17 protein-coding genes are annotated in these 16652 nt (G+C 63.2%); 10 read left to right on the plus strand and 7 right to left on the minus strand.

Features of this window, described 5'->3' with window-relative positions; all coding sequences use genetic code 11:
- The first annotated feature begins 4 nt into the window (after positions 1-4).
- Positions 5-1093, plus strand: coding sequence for a CaiB/BaiF CoA-transferase family protein (locus HUK73_RS21850; protein WP_176593919.1), 1089 nt, complete (start codon positions 5-7; stop codon positions 1091-1093).
- A 7-nt stretch (positions 1094-1100) separates the two neighbouring features.
- On the opposite strand, the gene HUK73_RS21855 is transcribed toward HUK73_RS21850, so the two are convergent.
- On the minus strand, positions 1101-1859 hold the full coding sequence (locus HUK73_RS21855) for a GntR family transcriptional regulator (protein WP_218036680.1): 759 nt from the start codon (positions 1857-1859) through the stop codon (positions 1101-1103).
- 191 nt (positions 1860-2050) lie between these two features.
- Between HUK73_RS21855 and HUK73_RS21860 the strand changes: the two genes are divergently transcribed.
- From HUK73_RS21860 to HUK73_RS21900, 9 genes are read left to right on the plus strand one after another with little or no spacing between them, the layout of a single operon-like run.
- Entirely contained in the window at positions 2051-3148 is a 1098-nt protein-coding gene (locus HUK73_RS21860) for an MmgE/PrpD family protein (RefSeq protein WP_255326492.1), read from the plus strand.
- The gene (locus HUK73_RS21865) at positions 3145-4452 is read left to right on the plus strand and encodes an MmgE/PrpD family protein (RefSeq protein WP_176593921.1); all 1308 of its coding nucleotides are present in this window, start codon (positions 3145-3147) and stop codon (positions 4450-4452) included. The genes HUK73_RS21860 and HUK73_RS21865 overlap by 4 nt, the downstream gene beginning before the upstream one ends.
- On the plus strand, positions 4449-5819 hold the full coding sequence (locus HUK73_RS21870) for a phenylacetate--CoA ligase family protein (protein WP_176593922.1): 1371 nt from the start codon (positions 4449-4451) through the stop codon (positions 5817-5819). Before HUK73_RS21865 ends, HUK73_RS21870 begins: the two co-directional genes overlap by 4 nt.
- Positions 5816-7132: an amidase gene (locus tag HUK73_RS21875; protein ID WP_176593923.1), complete on the plus strand. Its 1317-nt coding sequence runs from the start codon at positions 5816-5818 to the stop codon at positions 7130-7132. Before HUK73_RS21870 ends, HUK73_RS21875 begins: the two co-directional genes overlap by 4 nt.
- Before the next feature lie 20 nt (positions 7133-7152).
- The gene (locus tag HUK73_RS21880) at positions 7153-7458 is read left to right on the plus strand and encodes an REDY-like protein HapK (protein WP_176593924.1); all 306 of its coding nucleotides are present in this window, start codon (positions 7153-7155) and stop codon (positions 7456-7458) included.
- Positions 7458-8291, plus strand: a complete 834-nt coding sequence (locus HUK73_RS21885; protein WP_176593925.1) for an SDR family NAD(P)-dependent oxidoreductase — start codon at positions 7458-7460, stop codon at positions 8289-8291. The genes HUK73_RS21880 and HUK73_RS21885 overlap by 1 nt, the downstream gene beginning before the upstream one ends.
- Entirely contained in the window at positions 8291-9157 is an 867-nt protein-coding gene (locus HUK73_RS21890) for a polysaccharide deacetylase family protein (RefSeq protein ID WP_176593926.1), read from the plus strand. Before HUK73_RS21885 ends, HUK73_RS21890 begins: the two co-directional genes overlap by 1 nt.
- Positions 9154-9918 carry an enoyl-CoA hydratase/isomerase family protein gene (locus tag HUK73_RS21895; protein ID WP_176593927.1) on the plus strand — a complete coding sequence of 255 codons (765 nt, stop codon included), beginning with the start codon at positions 9154-9156 and terminating at the stop codon, positions 9916-9918. Before HUK73_RS21890 ends, HUK73_RS21895 begins: the two co-directional genes overlap by 4 nt.
- Positions 9915-10829, plus strand: coding sequence for a hypothetical protein (locus HUK73_RS21900; RefSeq protein WP_176593928.1), 915 nt, complete (start codon positions 9915-9917; stop codon positions 10827-10829). The genes HUK73_RS21895 and HUK73_RS21900 overlap by 4 nt, the downstream gene beginning before the upstream one ends.
- Positions 10830-10885: 56 nt before the next feature.
- Here HUK73_RS21900 and HUK73_RS21905 read toward each other — a convergent pair whose 3' ends face one another.
- The 6 genes from HUK73_RS21905 to HUK73_RS21930 all read right to left on the minus strand — a co-directional run bounded on the left by HUK73_RS21905 (position 10886) and on the right by HUK73_RS21930 (position 16646).
- Positions 10886-11860: a quinone oxidoreductase gene (locus HUK73_RS21905; RefSeq protein ID WP_176593929.1), complete on the minus strand. Its 975-nt coding sequence runs from the start codon at positions 11858-11860 to the stop codon at positions 10886-10888.
- A 14-nt stretch (positions 11861-11874) separates the two neighbouring features.
- On the minus strand, positions 11875-12180 hold the full coding sequence (locus tag HUK73_RS21910) for a YciI family protein (protein WP_176593930.1): 306 nt from the start codon (positions 12178-12180) through the stop codon (positions 11875-11877).
- 26 nt (positions 12181-12206) lie between these two features.
- Positions 12207-12512 carry a DUF1330 domain-containing protein gene (locus HUK73_RS21915; RefSeq protein ID WP_176593931.1) on the minus strand — a complete coding sequence of 102 codons (306 nt, stop codon included), beginning with the start codon at positions 12510-12512 and terminating at the stop codon, positions 12207-12209.
- Positions 12513-12601: 89 nt separating this feature from the next.
- Positions 12602-14998, minus strand: coding sequence for a TonB-dependent receptor (locus HUK73_RS21920; RefSeq protein ID WP_176593932.1), 2397 nt, complete (start codon positions 14996-14998; stop codon positions 12602-12604).
- 323 nt (positions 14999-15321) lie between these two features.
- Positions 15322-16230, minus strand: a complete 909-nt coding sequence (locus tag HUK73_RS21925; RefSeq protein WP_176593933.1) for a DUF1838 family protein — start codon at positions 16228-16230, stop codon at positions 15322-15324.
- Between the two features lie 41 nt (positions 16231-16271).
- Positions 16272-16646 carry a cytochrome c family protein gene (locus tag HUK73_RS21930; protein WP_176593934.1) on the minus strand — a complete coding sequence of 125 codons (375 nt, stop codon included), beginning with the start codon at positions 16644-16646 and terminating at the stop codon, positions 16272-16274.
- Between the last annotated feature and the right edge of the window lie 6 nt (positions 16647-16652).

The raw sequence follows: 16652 nt of genomic DNA on the forward strand, positions 1-16652 counted from the left end.
TCCCATGGGCAAGCTTTCGGGGCTAAAGGTCGTCGACCTGTCGCAGTTCCTGCCGGGGCCGATGCTGTCGGTGATGATGGCGGATCAGGGGGCCGAGGTGGTGAAGGTCGAGCCGCTCAGCGGCGAGCCGTCCCGCGAACAGGCCCCTTTCGAGGCGGGACAGTCGATCTGGTTTCGCAACCTCAATCGGGGCAAGAAGAGTGTCGCGCTCGACCTCAAGAGCGATGCGGGGCGCGATGCGCTCTGGGCGCTGATCGATGAGGCGGACGTGTTCATCGAAGGTTTCCGGCCGGGCGTCGTCGCGCGGCTGGGCTTTGGCTATGATGCGGTGTCGTCGCGCAATCCGCGCATCGTCTATTGCTCGATCTCGGCCTTTGGGCAGGCTGGGGCGCTGGCGCATCATCCCGCGCACGACATGGCGGTTCAGGCCATGGCGGGCTTCCTTTCGGTCAATGACGGTCCCGATGGCATGCCGGTCGTGCCGGGCGCACCTTCGGCCGACATGGCGGCGGGGCTGACCGGGCTGTCGGCCGTGCTGATGGCGCTGATCGGCCGGGAGAAGAGCGGCCGGGGCGACTATGTGGATGTCGCCATGTTCGATTCCATGCTGCCCTGGTGCGCGCACATCGCAGGCGCGGCGATCGCCGGTGGCGAGCCGCCGCGATCGGCCAGCCAGCGGTCGCTGGGCGGCGCGGCCTTCTATAATGTCTATGCGACGGCGGATGGAAAGCATGTCGTGCTAGGCGGGCGTGAACTGAAGTTCGTCGCCAACCTGCTGAACGCGCTGGATCGGCCCGATCTCATTGCGCTCGGCGCGGCGGCGCCCGGTGAGGAGCAGGCCTTGCTGGTCGGGTTTCTGCGGGAGATATTCCGCACGCGGACGCGCGACGAATGGGTTGCCTGGTTTGCGGACAAGGATGTCGCCTTCTCCCCCGTGCTTGATTTTCAGGAGGCTTTTTCGGAGCCTCATATCGCGGAACGCGGGCTTATCGTCGAAGCCGATGGGGCGCATCATATCGCGCCGCCCATTCGTTTCGCGGGGGAAAATCCCTGGGTCCCGACATCGGCGCCGGAGCTTGGCGCCGATGGCTGAACCCTTGTTACTCGACGTCGATATGCATGGTGTAGGCGAAGCGGTCACCGGGATGGTGGCTCGCGGAAATCTCCATGATGCGGCCTTCGGCGTCGAGATAGCAGCGCAGGATGCGAAGGCAGGGGCTGCGACGGGGCACGCCCAGTTCTGCCGCGACCGTGCCGCTGGCGGCTACCGCCTGGATATCCTGTGTCACGGTCGCGATCTTGACGCCCGACAGGCGCTCAAGCTGGCGGAAAAGTGTGTCTTCGTTCGTCCGTATCTCTCGTGCGGCAGCTTCAAGGTCCGGATGGATATAGGCGTCGGTCAGGGCGATCGGTCCGGCCTGTCCCTGCCGGGTGCGCAAGCCGCGAAAATGATACCAGCGCCCGCTTACCGGCTCCGCAATATGGGCGGCGAACTTCCTGGGCAGCGATGCCGGCCCCATGGTGGTGAAATGAATCTGGCTGTCGCGAGCATATTGCAGAATTTCGCCGACGTTGGACAGCGGCTGGTGCAGCGCGCCGCCGCGCGCCGAGGCGGGCTTGATCACGGTGCCCGATCCGCGCTTGCGCTGGATCAGGCCTTCGGTCTGCAGCGAGCGCAGGGCTTCGCGCACAGTGAAGCGGCTGACCCCGTAGCGTGCGCACAATACGCTTTCGGTGGGAAAATGCGCCGGATCGGGATAGTCGCCACGCAAAATTCCCGCGCGCAAATCCTCGGCAAGTTCCTGATAGCGTGGCTTCTTGCCACCATTTCGCGTAATCTTTTGAACTTCCGCCGACAAATTCACACTCCCCTGCCAATTCGTTACATGTCGGAGTATCTCCGATGACTGCGATAGACCATAGCCTAGTTGAACGCATTGCACAGCATCTCCATCGTCCGATAGAAAAAATTGTCCGGACAAAGGCGAGGCTGCATCTACTGGATTGGCTGGCTTGTGTTGCAGGAGCAAGACAATCCGAAGTCGCTCGATTGCAGGCGGGGGACAGGGGAGCTGCTGCCGCCGACAAGGCGGCGTGGCTGGGCAATGTGCTGGAGATGGATGATGTCCACCGCACGGCGATCCTGCATCCCGGCCCGGCCGTCTGGCCCACGGTACTCGGCATGGGCGGGGATGCGCTGGACGACGCACTCGATGCGGGTGTGCGGGGTTATGAGGCCATGATCGGGATCGGCGCGATGCTGGATGGGCGGCATTATGCCTATTGGCACAATACGGCGACGGCGGGCAGCTTTGGCGCTGCTGCCGCTGCAGTATTCCGCCTCGACGCAAGCGAGGCGCAGCTTGTATCGGCGCTGGGGCTGGCGGGATCGGTCACGGGCGGCCTCTGGCAGATGCGGCATGAGCCGGTCATGGCCAAGCAGTGGCATCTGGCCCATGCGATGATGACGGGCACGGCAGCGGCCCGGCACGCGGTTATGGGTATCACCGGGCCGCGCTTCATCTTGGAAGGGCCGCAGGGGTTGTTCGCCGCGACCTGCGACGCGCCAAAGCCGCCGGTGCTGGGCGAGGGCTGGCGGATCGATCAGGTGAGCTTCAAGCCCTGGGGTGCCTGCCGCCATGCGCATCCCGCCATCGACGCGGCGCTGGAACTCAAGGCGATGGGGGCGCTGGAGGGGGCAGTGACGGTCGTCACCTATCGCGATGCGCTCATCTTTTGCGACCGGCCCGATCCGAAAAGCGTGATCGACGCGAAATTCTCGCTGCAACATGCGGTCGCCATCGTCATGGAACGGGGCGTGCCGCAGCTTGCTGACTTCGAACCCGATGCGATTGCCGCGCTGGCCGATGCGCGCAGACAGGTGACGGTGGTGGAGAGCGAGGCGCTGACCCGCGCCTATCCCGCGCATTTCGGGGCCACCCTGTCGAGCGGGAAAGGCAGGATCACGCTGGCCGACGCGCGCGGGGACCCGGAGCGGCCCTTGTCCGAGGCCGGGGTGGTTGAAAAGGCCCGCGCGCTGATGGCATGGGGAGGCGTCGAGATCGATGAGGCCAGCGAAATGATCGTGGCCACGCTTGAGGGCGATCGGGTGTCGGACATCATGCGCATATTGGAGGGCTGGCTTTGAGCGCGACGCATCGCATTCTTGATTTTGTTCGCGCCGGGCACCGGCTTCCCCCGGTGGTGCGGGAGGCTGCGCTTCACCTGCTGGGCGATACGCTGGCGACAGGGGCGGCGGGTTCGACCGCGCCGGGCGCCGACAATGTGCTGGTTGCGGCGCGGAGCTGGGGGCAGGGGAGCGACGCCCGCCTGATTGCGCGGGGCATGCGCCTGCCCGCCGCGGGCGCGGCCTTTGTCAACGCCTTCCAGATCCATTGTCTTGAATGGGATGCGGTGCATGAGCCCGCCGTGGTCCATGCGCTGTCCACCGTGACCGCTTCCGTCATGGCGGCGATCGACCGGCGCGGCGGATGCGATCCGGACGAAGCGCTGACGGCGCTGGCTATCGGCGTGGACATTGCGAGCGGCCTTGGCCTGTCGGCGGACACGCCGCTGCGCTTTTTCCGGCCCGCAACCGCAGGCTGCATCGGCTCCGCGCTGGCGGTGGCCCGGATCGACGGCGTCGACCGGCTGGAAGATGTGCTGGGTCTTGCCTATTCGCAGTGCGCGGGCACGATGCAGGCGCATGTCGAAGGATCTATTGCCCTGCCGCTCCAGATCGCAGGGGCGGCGCGGGCGGCCATCGCGGCGGTCGATCTGGTCAAGGCGGGGCTGACCGGCCCGCATGACGCGCTCGAGGGCCCCTTCGGCTATTTCCGGCTGTTCGATGAGGGCGATCTGACGCCCTATGCCGATGCGCTGGGTCGGGTCTGGCGGATCGCGGAAGTCAGCATCAAGCCGTTCCCGTCGGGGCGGGCGAGCCATGCGGTGCTCGCGACGCTCGACACGCTGCTGCGCGAGGGGGATGTCGATGCCGGCTCCGTCGTGAAGATCGAGGCGTTCGTGCCGCCCCTTATCCAGCGGCTGGTCGGGCGCCCGTTCCAGGCAGACATGACGCCCGCTTATGCCCGTCTCTGCCTGCCCCTGCTGGTGGCGTTGATGTTGACGGATGGGCGGATCGATCCGCGCCGCTTCACGCCCGTGACCTTTGCCGATCCGGCGATCGCCGCGCTGGCGGGCAGGCTGGTCATCACGCTGGACGGCAACGACGATCCTAACGCCCTGTCGCCGCAGCGGCTGGTGGTGACGCGTCGTGACGGCTCGGTGCTGGAACGCGTCATTCCCGCGACGCTGGGCCATCCCGACGCGGCGATGAGCCCCGCGCAGACGCAGGCCAAGCGCAGCCTTGCCCACGAACTGGCCGCCAGCGAGCCCGATCCGCTCCTGTTTTCCGATCCGCTTTCCTATTTCACACGTCCGGAGCAATTATGACTTTCCCGACCTATTTCGAAGCTTTCGACGCCAAGCAGATGCTTCAGGACTATCCGGTGGGTGATGCCTTTGTCGCGCGCTACACGGGCATGAGCCGCGATGAACTGCACGCGCTCCAGAATGAACGCTTCCTCAAGCTGATGAAGCGCGGCTGGGAAATTCCCTTCTACCAGCGTCTCTGGGGTGCCAAGGGCATAGAGGCGGGCGATATTCGCGGCCTTGAGGACATTGCGAAGCTGCCGGTCTATGACAAGACCGACCTGATGGCCTCAATCGCCGACCATCCGCCCTATGGCGATTTCGCTGGCCTGGGCGGCACGGATCGTCCGCCGACGATCTTCCACACCACGTCGGGCACCACCGGGCGGCCGCAGGCGCTGTTGTTCGGTCCCAAGGGGCGCGAGATCACCAACCTGCTCGTCGGGCGCATGTATCGCTGGCAGGGAGTAAGCCCCGGCGACGTCGTGCAGTCGGTCTATGGCCACGGCATGATCAATGGCGGCCACTATATCCGCGAGGCGGTGACGCATTTCACCAACTCCATCTTCCTGTCGGCGGGCACCGGCATCGAGACGCGCTCGATCAACCAGGTCGGGTTGATGGCGGATTTCAACGTGTCGGTGTTGATGGGCTTCATCGACTATATCCGCAAGCTGGCGGAGGTGGCTGAGGCTGAAGGCCTGCTCGACAGGATCAACATCAAGATGATCTGTGGCCATCTGGGGACGGAAGACCGTTCCAGCGTCGAAAAGGCATGGGGCGGGGCCAGGGCCTATGACTGGTATGGCGTGGGCGACACCGGATCGATCGCGGGCGAAGGTCCGGAGCGCGACGGCCTCTATGTCTGGGAGGACGCGCAATATCTGGAACTGCTGGATGTCGACACGGGTACGGCCGTGGATGCGGGCGAAACCGGCGACATGGTCGTGACCTGCCTGTTCAAGGACGACATCGCGCCCTGCATTCGCTTCAACACGCATGACATCACCCATGAGCTGACCAGCGCCAACCAGACCGGCATCGCCTTCAAGCGGATAGCGGGTTTCAAGGGGCGCAGCGACAATATGGTGAAGCTGCGCGGCATCAACGTCTTCCCCCATGCCATCGGCGCGCTGATCGAGAATCGTGCCGACATGACGGGCGAGTTCGTCTGTCATGTCTCGCGCGACGGGGCGGGCCGCGACGACATGCGGGTCACACTCGAAAGCCGTGGCGGTACGGATGAAGGCCAGCTTGCAGGGCTGCTGCGTCAGGGGCTGGGCGTCGAGGTTTCGGTGAAACTGGTCGGACCCGGCGACACGGCGGCCCTGACGCAGATCGACGTCAGGCAAAAGCCAATCCGCCTGATCGACGAGCGCAAGTCGTGACGCCATTGCATCGGCTCGACATAGCTGGACTGCATGCGGCCTATGCGGCGGGCGAAACCACGCCCGCCAAGGTCGTCGACCATTATCTCGCCCGCGTAGCCGCTCATGATGGCGCGATCCGATCCTATGTCGAGGTCGACCGCGCGGGCGCCGCGGCGGCGGCCGAAGAAAGCGGCCAGCGGATTGCGGAGGGCCGTGTCCGCGCGCTGGAAGGCGTGCCGGTTGGGGTGAAGTCCAACATCGCGGTCAAGGGCCTGGAGTGGAATGCCGGGATGGCGGCGCGGCGCGGCATCATCGCTTCGGAAGATGCGGAGGCTGTGGCGCGGCTGCGGGCGGCAGGGGCGATCATCCTTGGCACGCTCAACATGCATGAAGCGGCGCTGGGCGCGACGACCGACAATCCCTGGTTCGGCCAGACGATCAATCCCCACCGAGAAGGCTATACGCCCGGCGGTTCCTCGGGCGGCAGCGGCGCTGCGGTGTCGGCGGGCCTGTGCGTCGCGTCGCTTGGTACCGACACACTGGGTTCGGTGCGCATTCCGGCGGCCTATAGTGGCGTCTATGGCATCAAGCCGACGCCGGGCGCCATTTCCGACAAGGGTCTTGTACCGCTCAGCGAATGGCTGGACAGCATCGGTCCGATCGCCCGGTCGATCGACGATCTGGAAACGGTGCTGGCGGTGCTGAACGGCGCTGGGGATGCCGGGACCGTGCCGGAGCGGCTGGTGCTGCTCGACAATTTCGATGACCTTGGTTGTGAGGCGGGGGTTGTCGCCGCTTATGAGCGGGCGGTGGCGCTGGTTGACGACCTGCCCTCGCGGTCGCTCCAACTGGCGGATAGCGCTGCGGATGTGCGCTTTGCGGGTTTCGTCGTCGCGGCGCGAGAACTCATCACGCATCTTGGCGCAACCCGGACGAAAGCTGCCGACCGGCTGTCGGATGAGTTGCGCTTCATGCTCGACTATGCCGAAGGCCGGTCCGAGGAGGATGTAGCGCGCGCCCAGCAGATATTGGCGCGTACGCGGATGACGGTGCGCGATGCCGTTGGCGAGGATGGCATATTGCTGATGCCGACGGCCCCGCAGGCGGCCTTCCGCCACAGCGCCCGTCCGCCCGCAAACCAGTCGGCCTTCACCGGCCTTGCCAATATTTCCGGCCTGCCCGCGATCAGCATTCCCGCCGGGCTGGATGCCGAGGGCATGCCCGTGGCGGTGCAGCTGGTCGGTCCCCCCCATAGCGAGGCGGCGCTGATCGCGCTGGCCCGCAGGTTCGATGCCGGTCTTGCCGGTTTCGTGTCGTCCCCCCTGATCTGATGAACAAGAAGGAGAGCCCTATGCGCATCATCGTGCTGTTCAACCTGAAGCAGGACGCCGATCCCGCCGCCTATGAAAACTGGGCACGGACGGTCGACATTCCAGGCGTCAATGCGCTTTCCTCCGTCAAGGATTTCCAGGTGCACCGGGTAACCGGCGTGCTGGGCAGCGACGCGCCATCGCCCTATGCCTATTTCGAGGTGATCGACATCACCGACATGGCGGCCTTCGGCGTCGATGCGTCGAGCGAGGCGGTGCAGAAGGTCGCCGCCCAGTTCCAGCAGTTCGCTGACAATCCGCAGTTCATCCTGACCGAGACGCTGTGATGCGCCGCTTCGAAGGGAAAACCATAGTCGTCACCGGCTCGGGCCGTGACAAAGGGCTGGGGCAGGCGATCCTGCAACGCTTCGCGGACGAGGGCGCGAACTGCGTCGTCTCCGACCTTGGCAAGCCGGCCGAGCATATGGGCGCCAGCGACATCGGCACCACCGACGAGATGGAGGCCGTGGCCGAGGAACTGCGCCAGCGCGGCACGAAGGTCGCGGTTATCCCGTGCGACGTGCGGTCGGAGGAAAGCTGCGCGGCGCTGGCGGCGAAGACCGTCGAGGCGTTCGGATCGCTCGACATCTGGGTCAATAATGCAGGCATCGGCTATATCATGAAGCCGCTGCTGGAAACGACGTCCAGCGAGTGGGAAGCGGTGATCAGCGTGAACCTGTCGGGCGCCTTCTACGGCACCAAGGCGGCGGCAAAGGCCATGATCGCGGGCGGCAAGGGTGGCCGGATCATCAACATCGCCAGCCAGGCGGCCAAGTCAGGCTTCCCGCACATGGCGCCTTATACCAGTTCGAAACATGGCATGGTCGGGTTGACCCGCTCCAACGCCATCGAGCTTGGCCAATATGGCATCACCGTGAATGCGGTGTGCCCCAATCATGTCACGACGGGCCTTGGTGCGCGGCAGAATGAGTATTTCTCGAAGCTGCTCGGCTTCGACAGCGTCGAGGCCTATATCGAGAACATGCACCGCAAGAACCCGATGGGTCGCCCCGGCAAGGGCAGCGACACCGCGGGCGCCTGCGCATGGCTGGCTTCCGACGACGCGGTTTATGTGACCGGCGAGGCACTGAACGTCTCGGGCGGTGAGGAGATGCATTGATGATTGAAGAACGTATCGACTGGCCGAATGATGCGAAGCTGGCGCTGTCGGTGGTCGTGAATGTCGAGGAAGGGTCGGAAATGACCGTGGCGCGTGGCGACCGCGGCATGGAGCCTGTCGATGAACTGGGCATCCACATCAAGTCGGCCATCCGCAACTATGGCAATGAATCCAACTATCGCTACGGCATCAAGGCGGGCGCCCCGCGCATCGTGAAGCTGCTGCGCGACTATGACATCAAGGCGAGCTGGACGGTAGCGGCGCTGAGCCTCGAAAATCATCCGGAAATCGCCCAGGCCATCGCAGAACTCGGGCATGAGCCGGTCAGCCATGGCTGGCGCTGGGTGCACCAGTTCAAGATGAATGAGGAGCAGGAGCGCGAATTCATCCGCAAGGCGGTCGCCTCCATCGAGAAGACCGTCGGCGTGCGCCCCTATGGCTGGCTCAGCCGCTATTTCCACACCGACAATACGCGGCGCCTGCTGATCGAGGAGGGCTTCGCCTATCATATGGACGATTATTCGGGCGACGTGCCCTTCTGGGATCGGGATACCGTGCCCGGCAAGCCGATTGCCATCGTCCCCTATCAGCTCGATTCCAACGATATGAAGATGTGGACCGACCCAGCGATGACGCCGACGCAGTGGCTGGAATATGCGAAGAACTGCTTCGACCAGCTCTATCGCGAAGGGGAAGCGGGCCATCCCAAGATGATGTCGCTGGGCCTGCACCTGCGCATCATCGGCCGTCCGGGGCGCATCTGGGCGCTGGAGGAGTTCTTCCGCCATGTGACCGCGAAGAGGGATGTGTGGATCACCACCCGCCACGCCATCGCCCAGCATCTGGCAAAGGTCGATCCGGCATGAGCGTTCGGATCGAGAAACAGGGTGCGATCGCGCATCTACTGATCGACCGGGCGGAAAAGCGCAACGCCTTCACCCAGGCGATGTGGGAAGAATTTCCCATATTGCTGGGGGAGGCGATGGCGGATGAGACGATCAAGGTCGTGCTCCTCCGTTCGGCGGCTTCAGGCATCTTCTGCGCGGGCGCGGATATTGGGGAATTTGGCGCGGGTGCGCTGGATCCCGAATGGCGCGCGAAGAACCAGGACGCGATCAGCCGCGCCCAATATGAGCTGGCGCGGGCAGAAAAGCCGGTCATCGCCGTGATCGACGGCGATTGCGTCGGCGGTGGCTGTGGCCTTGCCATCGCCTGTGATCTGCGCGTTGCGTCGCCCCGGGCGCGTTTCGGCATCACGCCTGCCAAGCTTGGTCTGGTCTATTCGTTGCACGATACCAAGCTGCTGGTGGATCTGGTCGGGCCTGCACAGGCCAAGCGCATCCTTTTCACCGCCCAACTGCTCGCGGCCGAGGATGCGCAGCGCATTGGCTTGATCGAGATGCTTGATGAGAACCCGGTTGCTGCGGCATCAGCGCTGGCGGGCACTATCGCCACTGTCTCGTCGCACAGCGTCCGCAACAGCAAGAAGATCATCCGCAGCATCCTTGACGGCCAGTCGGAGGATGATGCCGGGACGCAGGCGCTGTTCGCTTCGGCCTTTACTGGCGCGGACTTCAAGGAGGGGGTTTCGGCCTTCCTCGAAAAGCGCAAGGCTGTGTTCCGGTGAGCGGCGCCCTGCAACATGGTCGGATACTGGGCGGGGTCGTTTCGACGCCCCACCTCGATGCGGCGCTGGCGGACTATCATGGCTGTCTGGGGCTGATGGTGGTTGAGCAGGGCTTGCTGGATGCCGATCTCGCGGCGAGCTGGGGATGCCCGAAAAGCGCTGGTGCGCGCTTTGCGACGCTTCAGCCTGCAAGCGGCGCGCCCTGCTTCATCCGGTTGGTGGAGGCCGTGCTGCCGCCGGATTTCACGCCCACGCGGACCTATGGCTGGGCTGCCTATGAGCTGACGGTACAGGATGTGTTCGGTTGGCCCGACCGGCTACAGGGCAGCGGTTTCGACATTGTGGGGCCGCCCAAGGCTCTGGAAGGCCTGCCCTATTTCGTTCCCATGCAGGTGACGGGGCGCGGGCGCGAGATGATCTATCTCAACGAGGTGGCGGACAATACGCCGACCTCCGACCTGCCCAGGGCGCAATCGCTGGTGGATCATATCTTCATCGTGATCCTTGCGACACCGGATCGCGAGGCGAGCCTTGGTTGGTTCGAAAAGGCGCTGAAGCTGGATATTTCGTCCAGCTATATGCTGGCCTATTCGATGATCAACAACGCCTTCGGGCTGGGCAGCGATTACCGCACGACGATCACCATGGTGCAGAAGGGGCGGTTGCCCATTGTCGAGGTGGATGATTATCCGCCGCAGGCGACCGGGCGACCGGGCGATCCGGACATGCTGCCGCCCGGCAATGCGATGATCTCGCTGGCAGTGGATGATCTGGATGATCTGGATGATCTGGGTGCGGACTTCATCGTGCCGCCGGTCAGACGGGAAGGGGCTTTATATGGCGGGCGGCGTGCCGCCACGGTGCGCGGTCTGGCCGGTGAACTGATCGAGCTGATCGAAATCGGACGCTGAACGGATAGACGATGGGCCGGGCACCTTGGAGCAGGCACCTGGCCCTTTTTGTGCGTTCAGGGAAGCAGGAGCGTCGAACCTGTCGTCTTGCGCCCTTCCAGATCGATATGGGCCTGGGCGACGTCTTCCAGCCGGTAGCGCTGGCCGATGGTGATCTTCACCTTGCCTGCGCGCAGCATGTCCCACAGACGGGCCACGCCCGCCGCCCGCTCTGCCGGATCGACATAATAATGGTAGAGCATGGGCCGCGAATTATAGAGCGAGCCCTTCATCGCCAGCACGCCCAGATTGACCCCGCCCACCGGCGCGTCGGCACTGCCATAGTTCACGATGAGGCCGCGAATGCCGCAGCTGTCGAGCGAGGATTCCCAGGTCGACATGCCGACGCCGTCGAAAACGACGCGCACGCCCTTGCCGCCGGTCAGTTCGCGGACGCGGCTGGCGGTGTCCTCGCTCTGGTAGAAGATGATATGGTCGGCCCCGGCGGCGCTGGCTTGCACGGCCTTTTTCTCGGTGCTGACGGTGCCGATCACGGTCGCGCCGATCGCCTTCAGCCACTGGACCAGGATCAGCCCGACGCCGCCGGCCGCCGCATGGACGAGGACGGGCCAGCCTGCCTCTACCCTGGCGCAGCGTTCGACCAGAAATTCGGCGGTGCAGCCCTTCAGCAACGCCGCTGCCGCGCTGTCATCGTCGATATCGTCGGGAATGGGGAACAGCGAGGTAGCGGCAATATTGCGATGGGTGGCGTAGGCGCCGCGTTCCGGCCCGAAATAGCCGACACGTTGGCCGGGCTGGAAATCGGTGACGTCTTCGCCAGTCGCTTCGACCACGCCGACGCCCTCGACGCCCAGTTCGGCCGGCAGTGTCACCGGATAGATGCCCCGCCGATGATAGGTGTCGATGAAATTGAGGCCCAGCACTATATGCCGGACGCGTACTTCGCCTGCACTGGGGGCGGGAAGGTCGACATCGTGGAAGGTGATGACTTCCGGCCCGCCATTGGCCTCTATCCTTGCGACGCGCGCCATATTCTGTTCCCCCTTTACCAGGTCTTACCGCCGACCCAGTCGCCCGCTGCCGCACCGAAGGCGCGGATTTCGATGTCGGACCAGATGTCCGCCTTGTAATAGGGATCGGATTCCAGCAGCGCGCGTGCCTCGGCCTCGCTTTCGGCCTTCACCACCAGCAGCGAGCCAGTGAAATTGTCCTGCTCGTCGCGCAGCGGCCCGGCGACGGCCAGCCGGTCCAGGCCTGCCTCCACATGGGCGAGATGGTCCTTCAGCTTTTCCATTCGCGTGGCGGTGGCGCCTGGCTTGTCGCGGGTAATGATGGCGTAGAATTTGGACATGATCGTTCCCTCTATCAATAATCGGATTAGCCGGCGATTGCCGGTGCTTCAATCAGCAGAACCTGGCATTCGGCCACGCCCTGACGCAGCGTCCGGGCCGCGCCATATTCGGGCGATTTCCAGAATGCGAGCGCCGCTTCCCGGCTGGGCCATTCGGAAATGACGACCGATCCGCCATCGCCGAAATGGCCTTCCAGCAACTGGACGCCTGGCGCGCGCATCAGATATTTCCCGCCAAAGGCCTCGACCAGCGACGCGACCTTGGCGCCATAGCCGGCCAGAAAGGTCTCGCGGTCGGAAATGGTGGCCGTGACGATCATATAGGATGGCATTGGAAAAGCTCCGGGCTGGAAAATGAAAAGGGGACAGGCCGGCTTTGCGCCGTGCCTGCCCCGGATTCTTTCAGTTCATGGTCATGCTTTTAGAAGGACTTGCTGACCGTCAGGCCATATTCCGGCTTGCGGGCCGGGGTGATGGCGAAGGCGCGGGCATAGTCGCCGGTCGGCGTGCGCGCTGCGGCAAAGTCCAGATAGCGTAGGATGCCCACAGGCGATTCATCGCCCAGCACATTCTTGCCATAGACGCTGATCCGCAGGCCATGGCTGTCATGCAGGCCGAACTGTACGTTGAGCTGCGTGGAATCGCCGCTCTCCGCATGGTTGAGCACCTGGTCGAAATAGCTGCTGCGATAGATGACGTCCGCGCCAGAGAAGACCGTCCAGTTGTCGTCGACGGGATGCTGGAAGCGCAGCCCGACCGTGCCGCTATGCTTGGAAACGAGTGGCGGGCGGTTGCCGGCGATCGAGGCCGCGTCGCGGCAACCGGGCAGGTCGAGGTTCACAGTCGAGCCGGTCTTGCACGAACGGCCGAGCAGTTCGAGTGCCTTTTCCGCCTCCACGCCCTTGCGGATTTCGGCGTCGAGGAAGGTGTAGTTGAACTGCAGTTTCAGGATATCGCCGACCAGCGGCAGCTGACCTTCCAGTTCCACGCCGCGAATACGGGTGCGGCCGATATTGGCACTGTAGGAATCGACCACGTTGTTGGCGATATAGGTGTTGGTCAGAACCTGATTCTTGTAATCCTGCCAGAAGGCGGAGATGTTCAGATAATCGAAACCGAACTTCGACGTCTTCATGCCGATTTCATAGTTGGTCAGCTTCTCTTCCTTGAAGACCGGATCTGGCGCACTGATCTTGTTGAAACCGCCCGGTGAGTTGCCCTGCGAGAACTGGGCATAGAAGGACAGGTTGCGCTCAGGCTTCCAGTTGATGGTGACGCGCGGCAATGTGGCCTTGAACGTCGCCTTGCGGGTCGCTGCCGTGCCGACGACCTGATTGGGGTTGGGCAGCACGACCGTTGCCAGATAGGCGGCGCTGAACACGTCCCCCACGCGATAGGTCGGGGTTTCGTTGCGCACCTTGTCGATCTGGTGGCGCAGTTCCGCGCCGACCGTCACCGTCGGGGTGACATCAAAGTCGACGCCCCCGAAGAAGGCAAGGTTGCGCACGCGCTTCGTATCGTTGAGCAGTTCGGGGCCAACCTCGTTCAGCTCCAGATATTCCGGCATGTCGCTTTGCTTGTCGATGCTGTGGAACGCGCCCACGCGCCAGCGGAAACGATCGGTTGCCGGCGATGACAGGCGGAATTCATAGGTCTGCGTCTTGCGGCGCGTTCCTGTTGTGGTTTCGAAGCTCGATTTGCTGCAATCCTGATTGGGCAGCGCATAGAAGGAGCGGCCGCAGAGCGACTGGGGCAGGAAGTAGAAGCCGCGCGCATCATAGGTCTGATCGAGGCCGGTCACTTCCGTCAGGTCGCTGTAGCCGGCCTGGAACGATGCTTCATAGCCCGAACCGGCGATGTCCCAGGAAATGTCGCCGATGAAGCGGTCGGCATTGCGATACAGGCCGGGACGAAGCAGGCGGTTGGTGTTCGCGGCGAAATGCGTCATCGTCGGTACGACGCCGCAATAATAGGGGCGTGTGGACAGGAAACAGTTGTTCGCGCTTGCCGGCTGGAGGCCGATTGCGAAATGGCCGTCATCGTCGGTCTGGTGCAGCCAGCGCACAGAGGCCTTGATATCGTCCGTCGGGTCGAAGAACAAGCCGGCGGTATACTGCCTGCTGCTTTGGTCGCCCAGTCGTTCGCCGGGAACGGCTTCGTTGCGCCACTGGCCATCGGTGTCGAACAGCTTGAAGCCGGCTTGGAAGCCGATGCCGTCCATGATCGGGCCGGACAGCGAGGCGCTGAGTTCGCGGCGGTCGAAATTGCCGAGCGTGCCGACGACGCGGCCTTCGAAATCCTTGCCCGGCCGCTTGAGAACTACGTTGATCGCGCCGCTGAGCGTTCCTCGACCGAAGACGGCCGATTGCGGGCCCTTGATGACTTCGACCCGTTCGATATTTGCGAGATCAAGCGATGAGAAGTCACCGAAATAGGGCGCGCCATCCAGAAAGATACCGACCTTGCCGTCGCTGAACAGGATGTTGGAGGCGCCGCGCATGACCGGACGATCGCCGCCACGGCCGAAGGATTGCTGAATCTGGAAACCGGGCGTGAAGGCGGCGAGATCCGTGATATTCTGTGCCATTTTGTCCTGGATCAGGGCGCTGTTGAATGCATTGACCGCGATCGGTACTTCAAGCAGCGTTTCCGCCCGCTTGCGCGCGGTGACGACGATGGCGTCCTGCGAATCCGCGCTGGCGCTGGCCCCGGGATCATTGGCCGCATCTTGTGCGGAGGCCGGCATCGCGGCCGAAGCGAGTATGGCGGTAGAGATGATGAGCGCGATCCTGCGCGCCGAAAATGCTGATTTTTTCATTTCCGAAAATACTCCCCCTCAGTAGAGCGGCGCTTTGCCGACATCTGTAATGCAGCATTGCCGTCACGCGTAAAGTTGTCCAGACAAATTTTAAAAATTTGTCCGCATGTTTTGCGGCGTCCATACGGATTTTTACGGCGAGTTGCGGAAAAGCGCTATGATTCCATATTTTGATTTGGCGCCAATAATGGCTGCGACGCTGCCCTTTTAGCCGGGCGCGCCCGAAGGAGCCTGAGAGGATTTGCGGAGGTCGCTATTCTCTGATTTGGCTACAAACGCTGTCGAACCATAGGCGCCACGTCCTATCCGATTCGGGTGTGCCCTCAATGTCCCGGATGGGCCGTCTGCGGCTGGTTCTGGCGGCGTTCGTCCACCCATTTCTTGAAGGCGGTCCAAGTGGTTTCATTGGGTCGCGCGTCGTCCGTGGGCGGCGCCTGCACATAGGTCGGATAGTTGGCGGTGATTTCGTCCTTCAACTGTTTTGGCAGCGCATCGAAACTGTCCAGCTTCGTTCCGACGGCGTTGAAGACCAGTTGTCCTTGTCGGCCCCGCATCTTCATCCACGGCATCCAGTCGGAAATGCGCACCCAGGATATCGAAGGATGTACGGTCGGATTCTTCGTGTCGAGAATTTCGTTCGCAGGGGCGATGAAGTCGAAAATCTCCATCGCATGATATTTGCCGCCGACATAATCCTGATAATCGCCCGCAAGGACATTATGATAGAAGAGCGGCACTTCCAGAGGCATGGCCAGCCACGGACCCATGCGTGTATAGCCCGGGCGAAAGGGCTTGCCGTCGGCGGAATAGGGAAAGGCGGTGGGCACGTTCACCGGATCATTAGCGACCTGCATCACCTCCACCGTCTCTCCGGTCCATGGATTGGTCCAGTTGCGGATCACTTCGCCTGATTTGGGGTCGGTGAACAGCATGATTTCACGGCTGACCTGGCGATATCCCTTGCCCCGTTTCGGGTCGATGACGGTCACGCACTGGCGGATATTCATGCCCTCGCCGGTGAAGAGCAGCCGATCCGGCTCGCCCTCGACCCGCGAGAAGATCTTGCCCGACCATTGATAGACCGCCGGCGTGCCGTCCTTCGCGCCGCATTGCGCGCGCTTCATGATTTCGACGGCGTCTTCGGGCTTGCCCGGATCAAGCGCCCTTGCGAAGGCAGGTGTCGCCGCGAGAATGGCGAAAGTGCTGAAACCAAGCAAAAGGCTTTTGATCATCCTATTCATCCCTTTTGATCCGGACAATGCTGTCGTGATGCTTATTTGCTGCCTTCATTCTGCAGATAGTCGATGATCGCTTTTCTCTTCGCGGCATCCTGTACCCCGGGAAAATTCATGCGGGTGCTCGGAACGAGGGCTGCCGGTCCGGCAATGTAAGCGTCGAGTTTTTCAGTTGTCCAGACAATTCCGCTGCTCTTCATGGCACTGGAATATTTGAAATCGGGCTGGCTTGCCGCCGCCTTGCCGATGATGCCGTTGAGATTGGGGGCAGACAGGCCCGGCGCGCCCTTCTTGAAGCTGTGACAGGTTTTACACTGGGCCACAGGATTGACCGGTTCGGCGGCCTTTTGTCCGCCGCAGGCGGTCAGCGTCAGGCCGGAAAGTGCAAGCGCGGCGGAACGGATAAACTTCATGATGGC

The sequence above is a fragment of the Sphingobium sp. EM0848 genome (assembly GCF_013375555.1).
Classification (GTDB): domain Bacteria; phylum Pseudomonadota; class Alphaproteobacteria; order Sphingomonadales; family Sphingomonadaceae; genus Sphingobium.

What these genes read in the sequence shown, in the direction of transcription:
- HUK73_RS21895 (WP_176593927.1), top strand. Translation starts at nt 9,154, where the DNA reads ATGAGCGTTCGGATCGAGAAACAGGGTGCGATCGCGCATCTACTGATC.
- HUK73_RS21885 (WP_176593925.1), top strand. Translation starts at nt 7,458, where the DNA reads ATGCGCCGCTTCGAAGGGAAAACCATAGTCGTCACCGGCTCGGGCCGT.
- HUK73_RS21890 (WP_176593926.1), top strand. Translation starts at nt 8,291, where the DNA reads ATGATTGAAGAACGTATCGACTGGCCGAATGATGCGAAGCTGGCGCTG.
- HUK73_RS21920 (WP_176593932.1), bottom strand. Translation starts at nt 14,998, where the DNA reads ATGAAAAAATCAGCATTTTCGGCGCGCAGGATCGCGCTCATCATCTCT.
- HUK73_RS21915 (WP_176593931.1), bottom strand. Translation starts at nt 12,512, where the DNA reads ATGCCATCCTATATGATCGTCACGGCCACCATTTCCGACCGCGAGACC.
- HUK73_RS21880 (WP_176593924.1), top strand. Translation starts at nt 7,153, where the DNA reads ATGCGCATCATCGTGCTGTTCAACCTGAAGCAGGACGCCGATCCCGCC.
- HUK73_RS21930 (WP_176593934.1), bottom strand. Translation starts at nt 16,646, where the DNA reads ATGAAGTTTATCCGTTCCGCCGCGCTTGCACTTTCCGGCCTGACGCTG.
- HUK73_RS21870 (WP_176593922.1), top strand. Translation starts at nt 4,449, where the DNA reads ATGACTTTCCCGACCTATTTCGAAGCTTTCGACGCCAAGCAGATGCTT.
- HUK73_RS21905 (WP_176593929.1), bottom strand. Translation starts at nt 11,860, where the DNA reads ATGGCGCGCGTCGCAAGGATAGAGGCCAATGGCGGGCCGGAAGTCATC.
- HUK73_RS21925 (WP_176593933.1), bottom strand. Translation starts at nt 16,230, where the DNA reads ATGATCAAAAGCCTTTTGCTTGGTTTCAGCACTTTCGCCATTCTCGCG.
- HUK73_RS21850 (WP_176593919.1), top strand. Translation starts at nt 5, where the DNA reads ATGGGCAAGCTTTCGGGGCTAAAGGTCGTCGACCTGTCGCAGTTCCTG.
- HUK73_RS21910 (WP_176593930.1), bottom strand. Translation starts at nt 12,180, where the DNA reads ATGTCCAAATTCTACGCCATCATTACCCGCGACAAGCCAGGCGCCACC.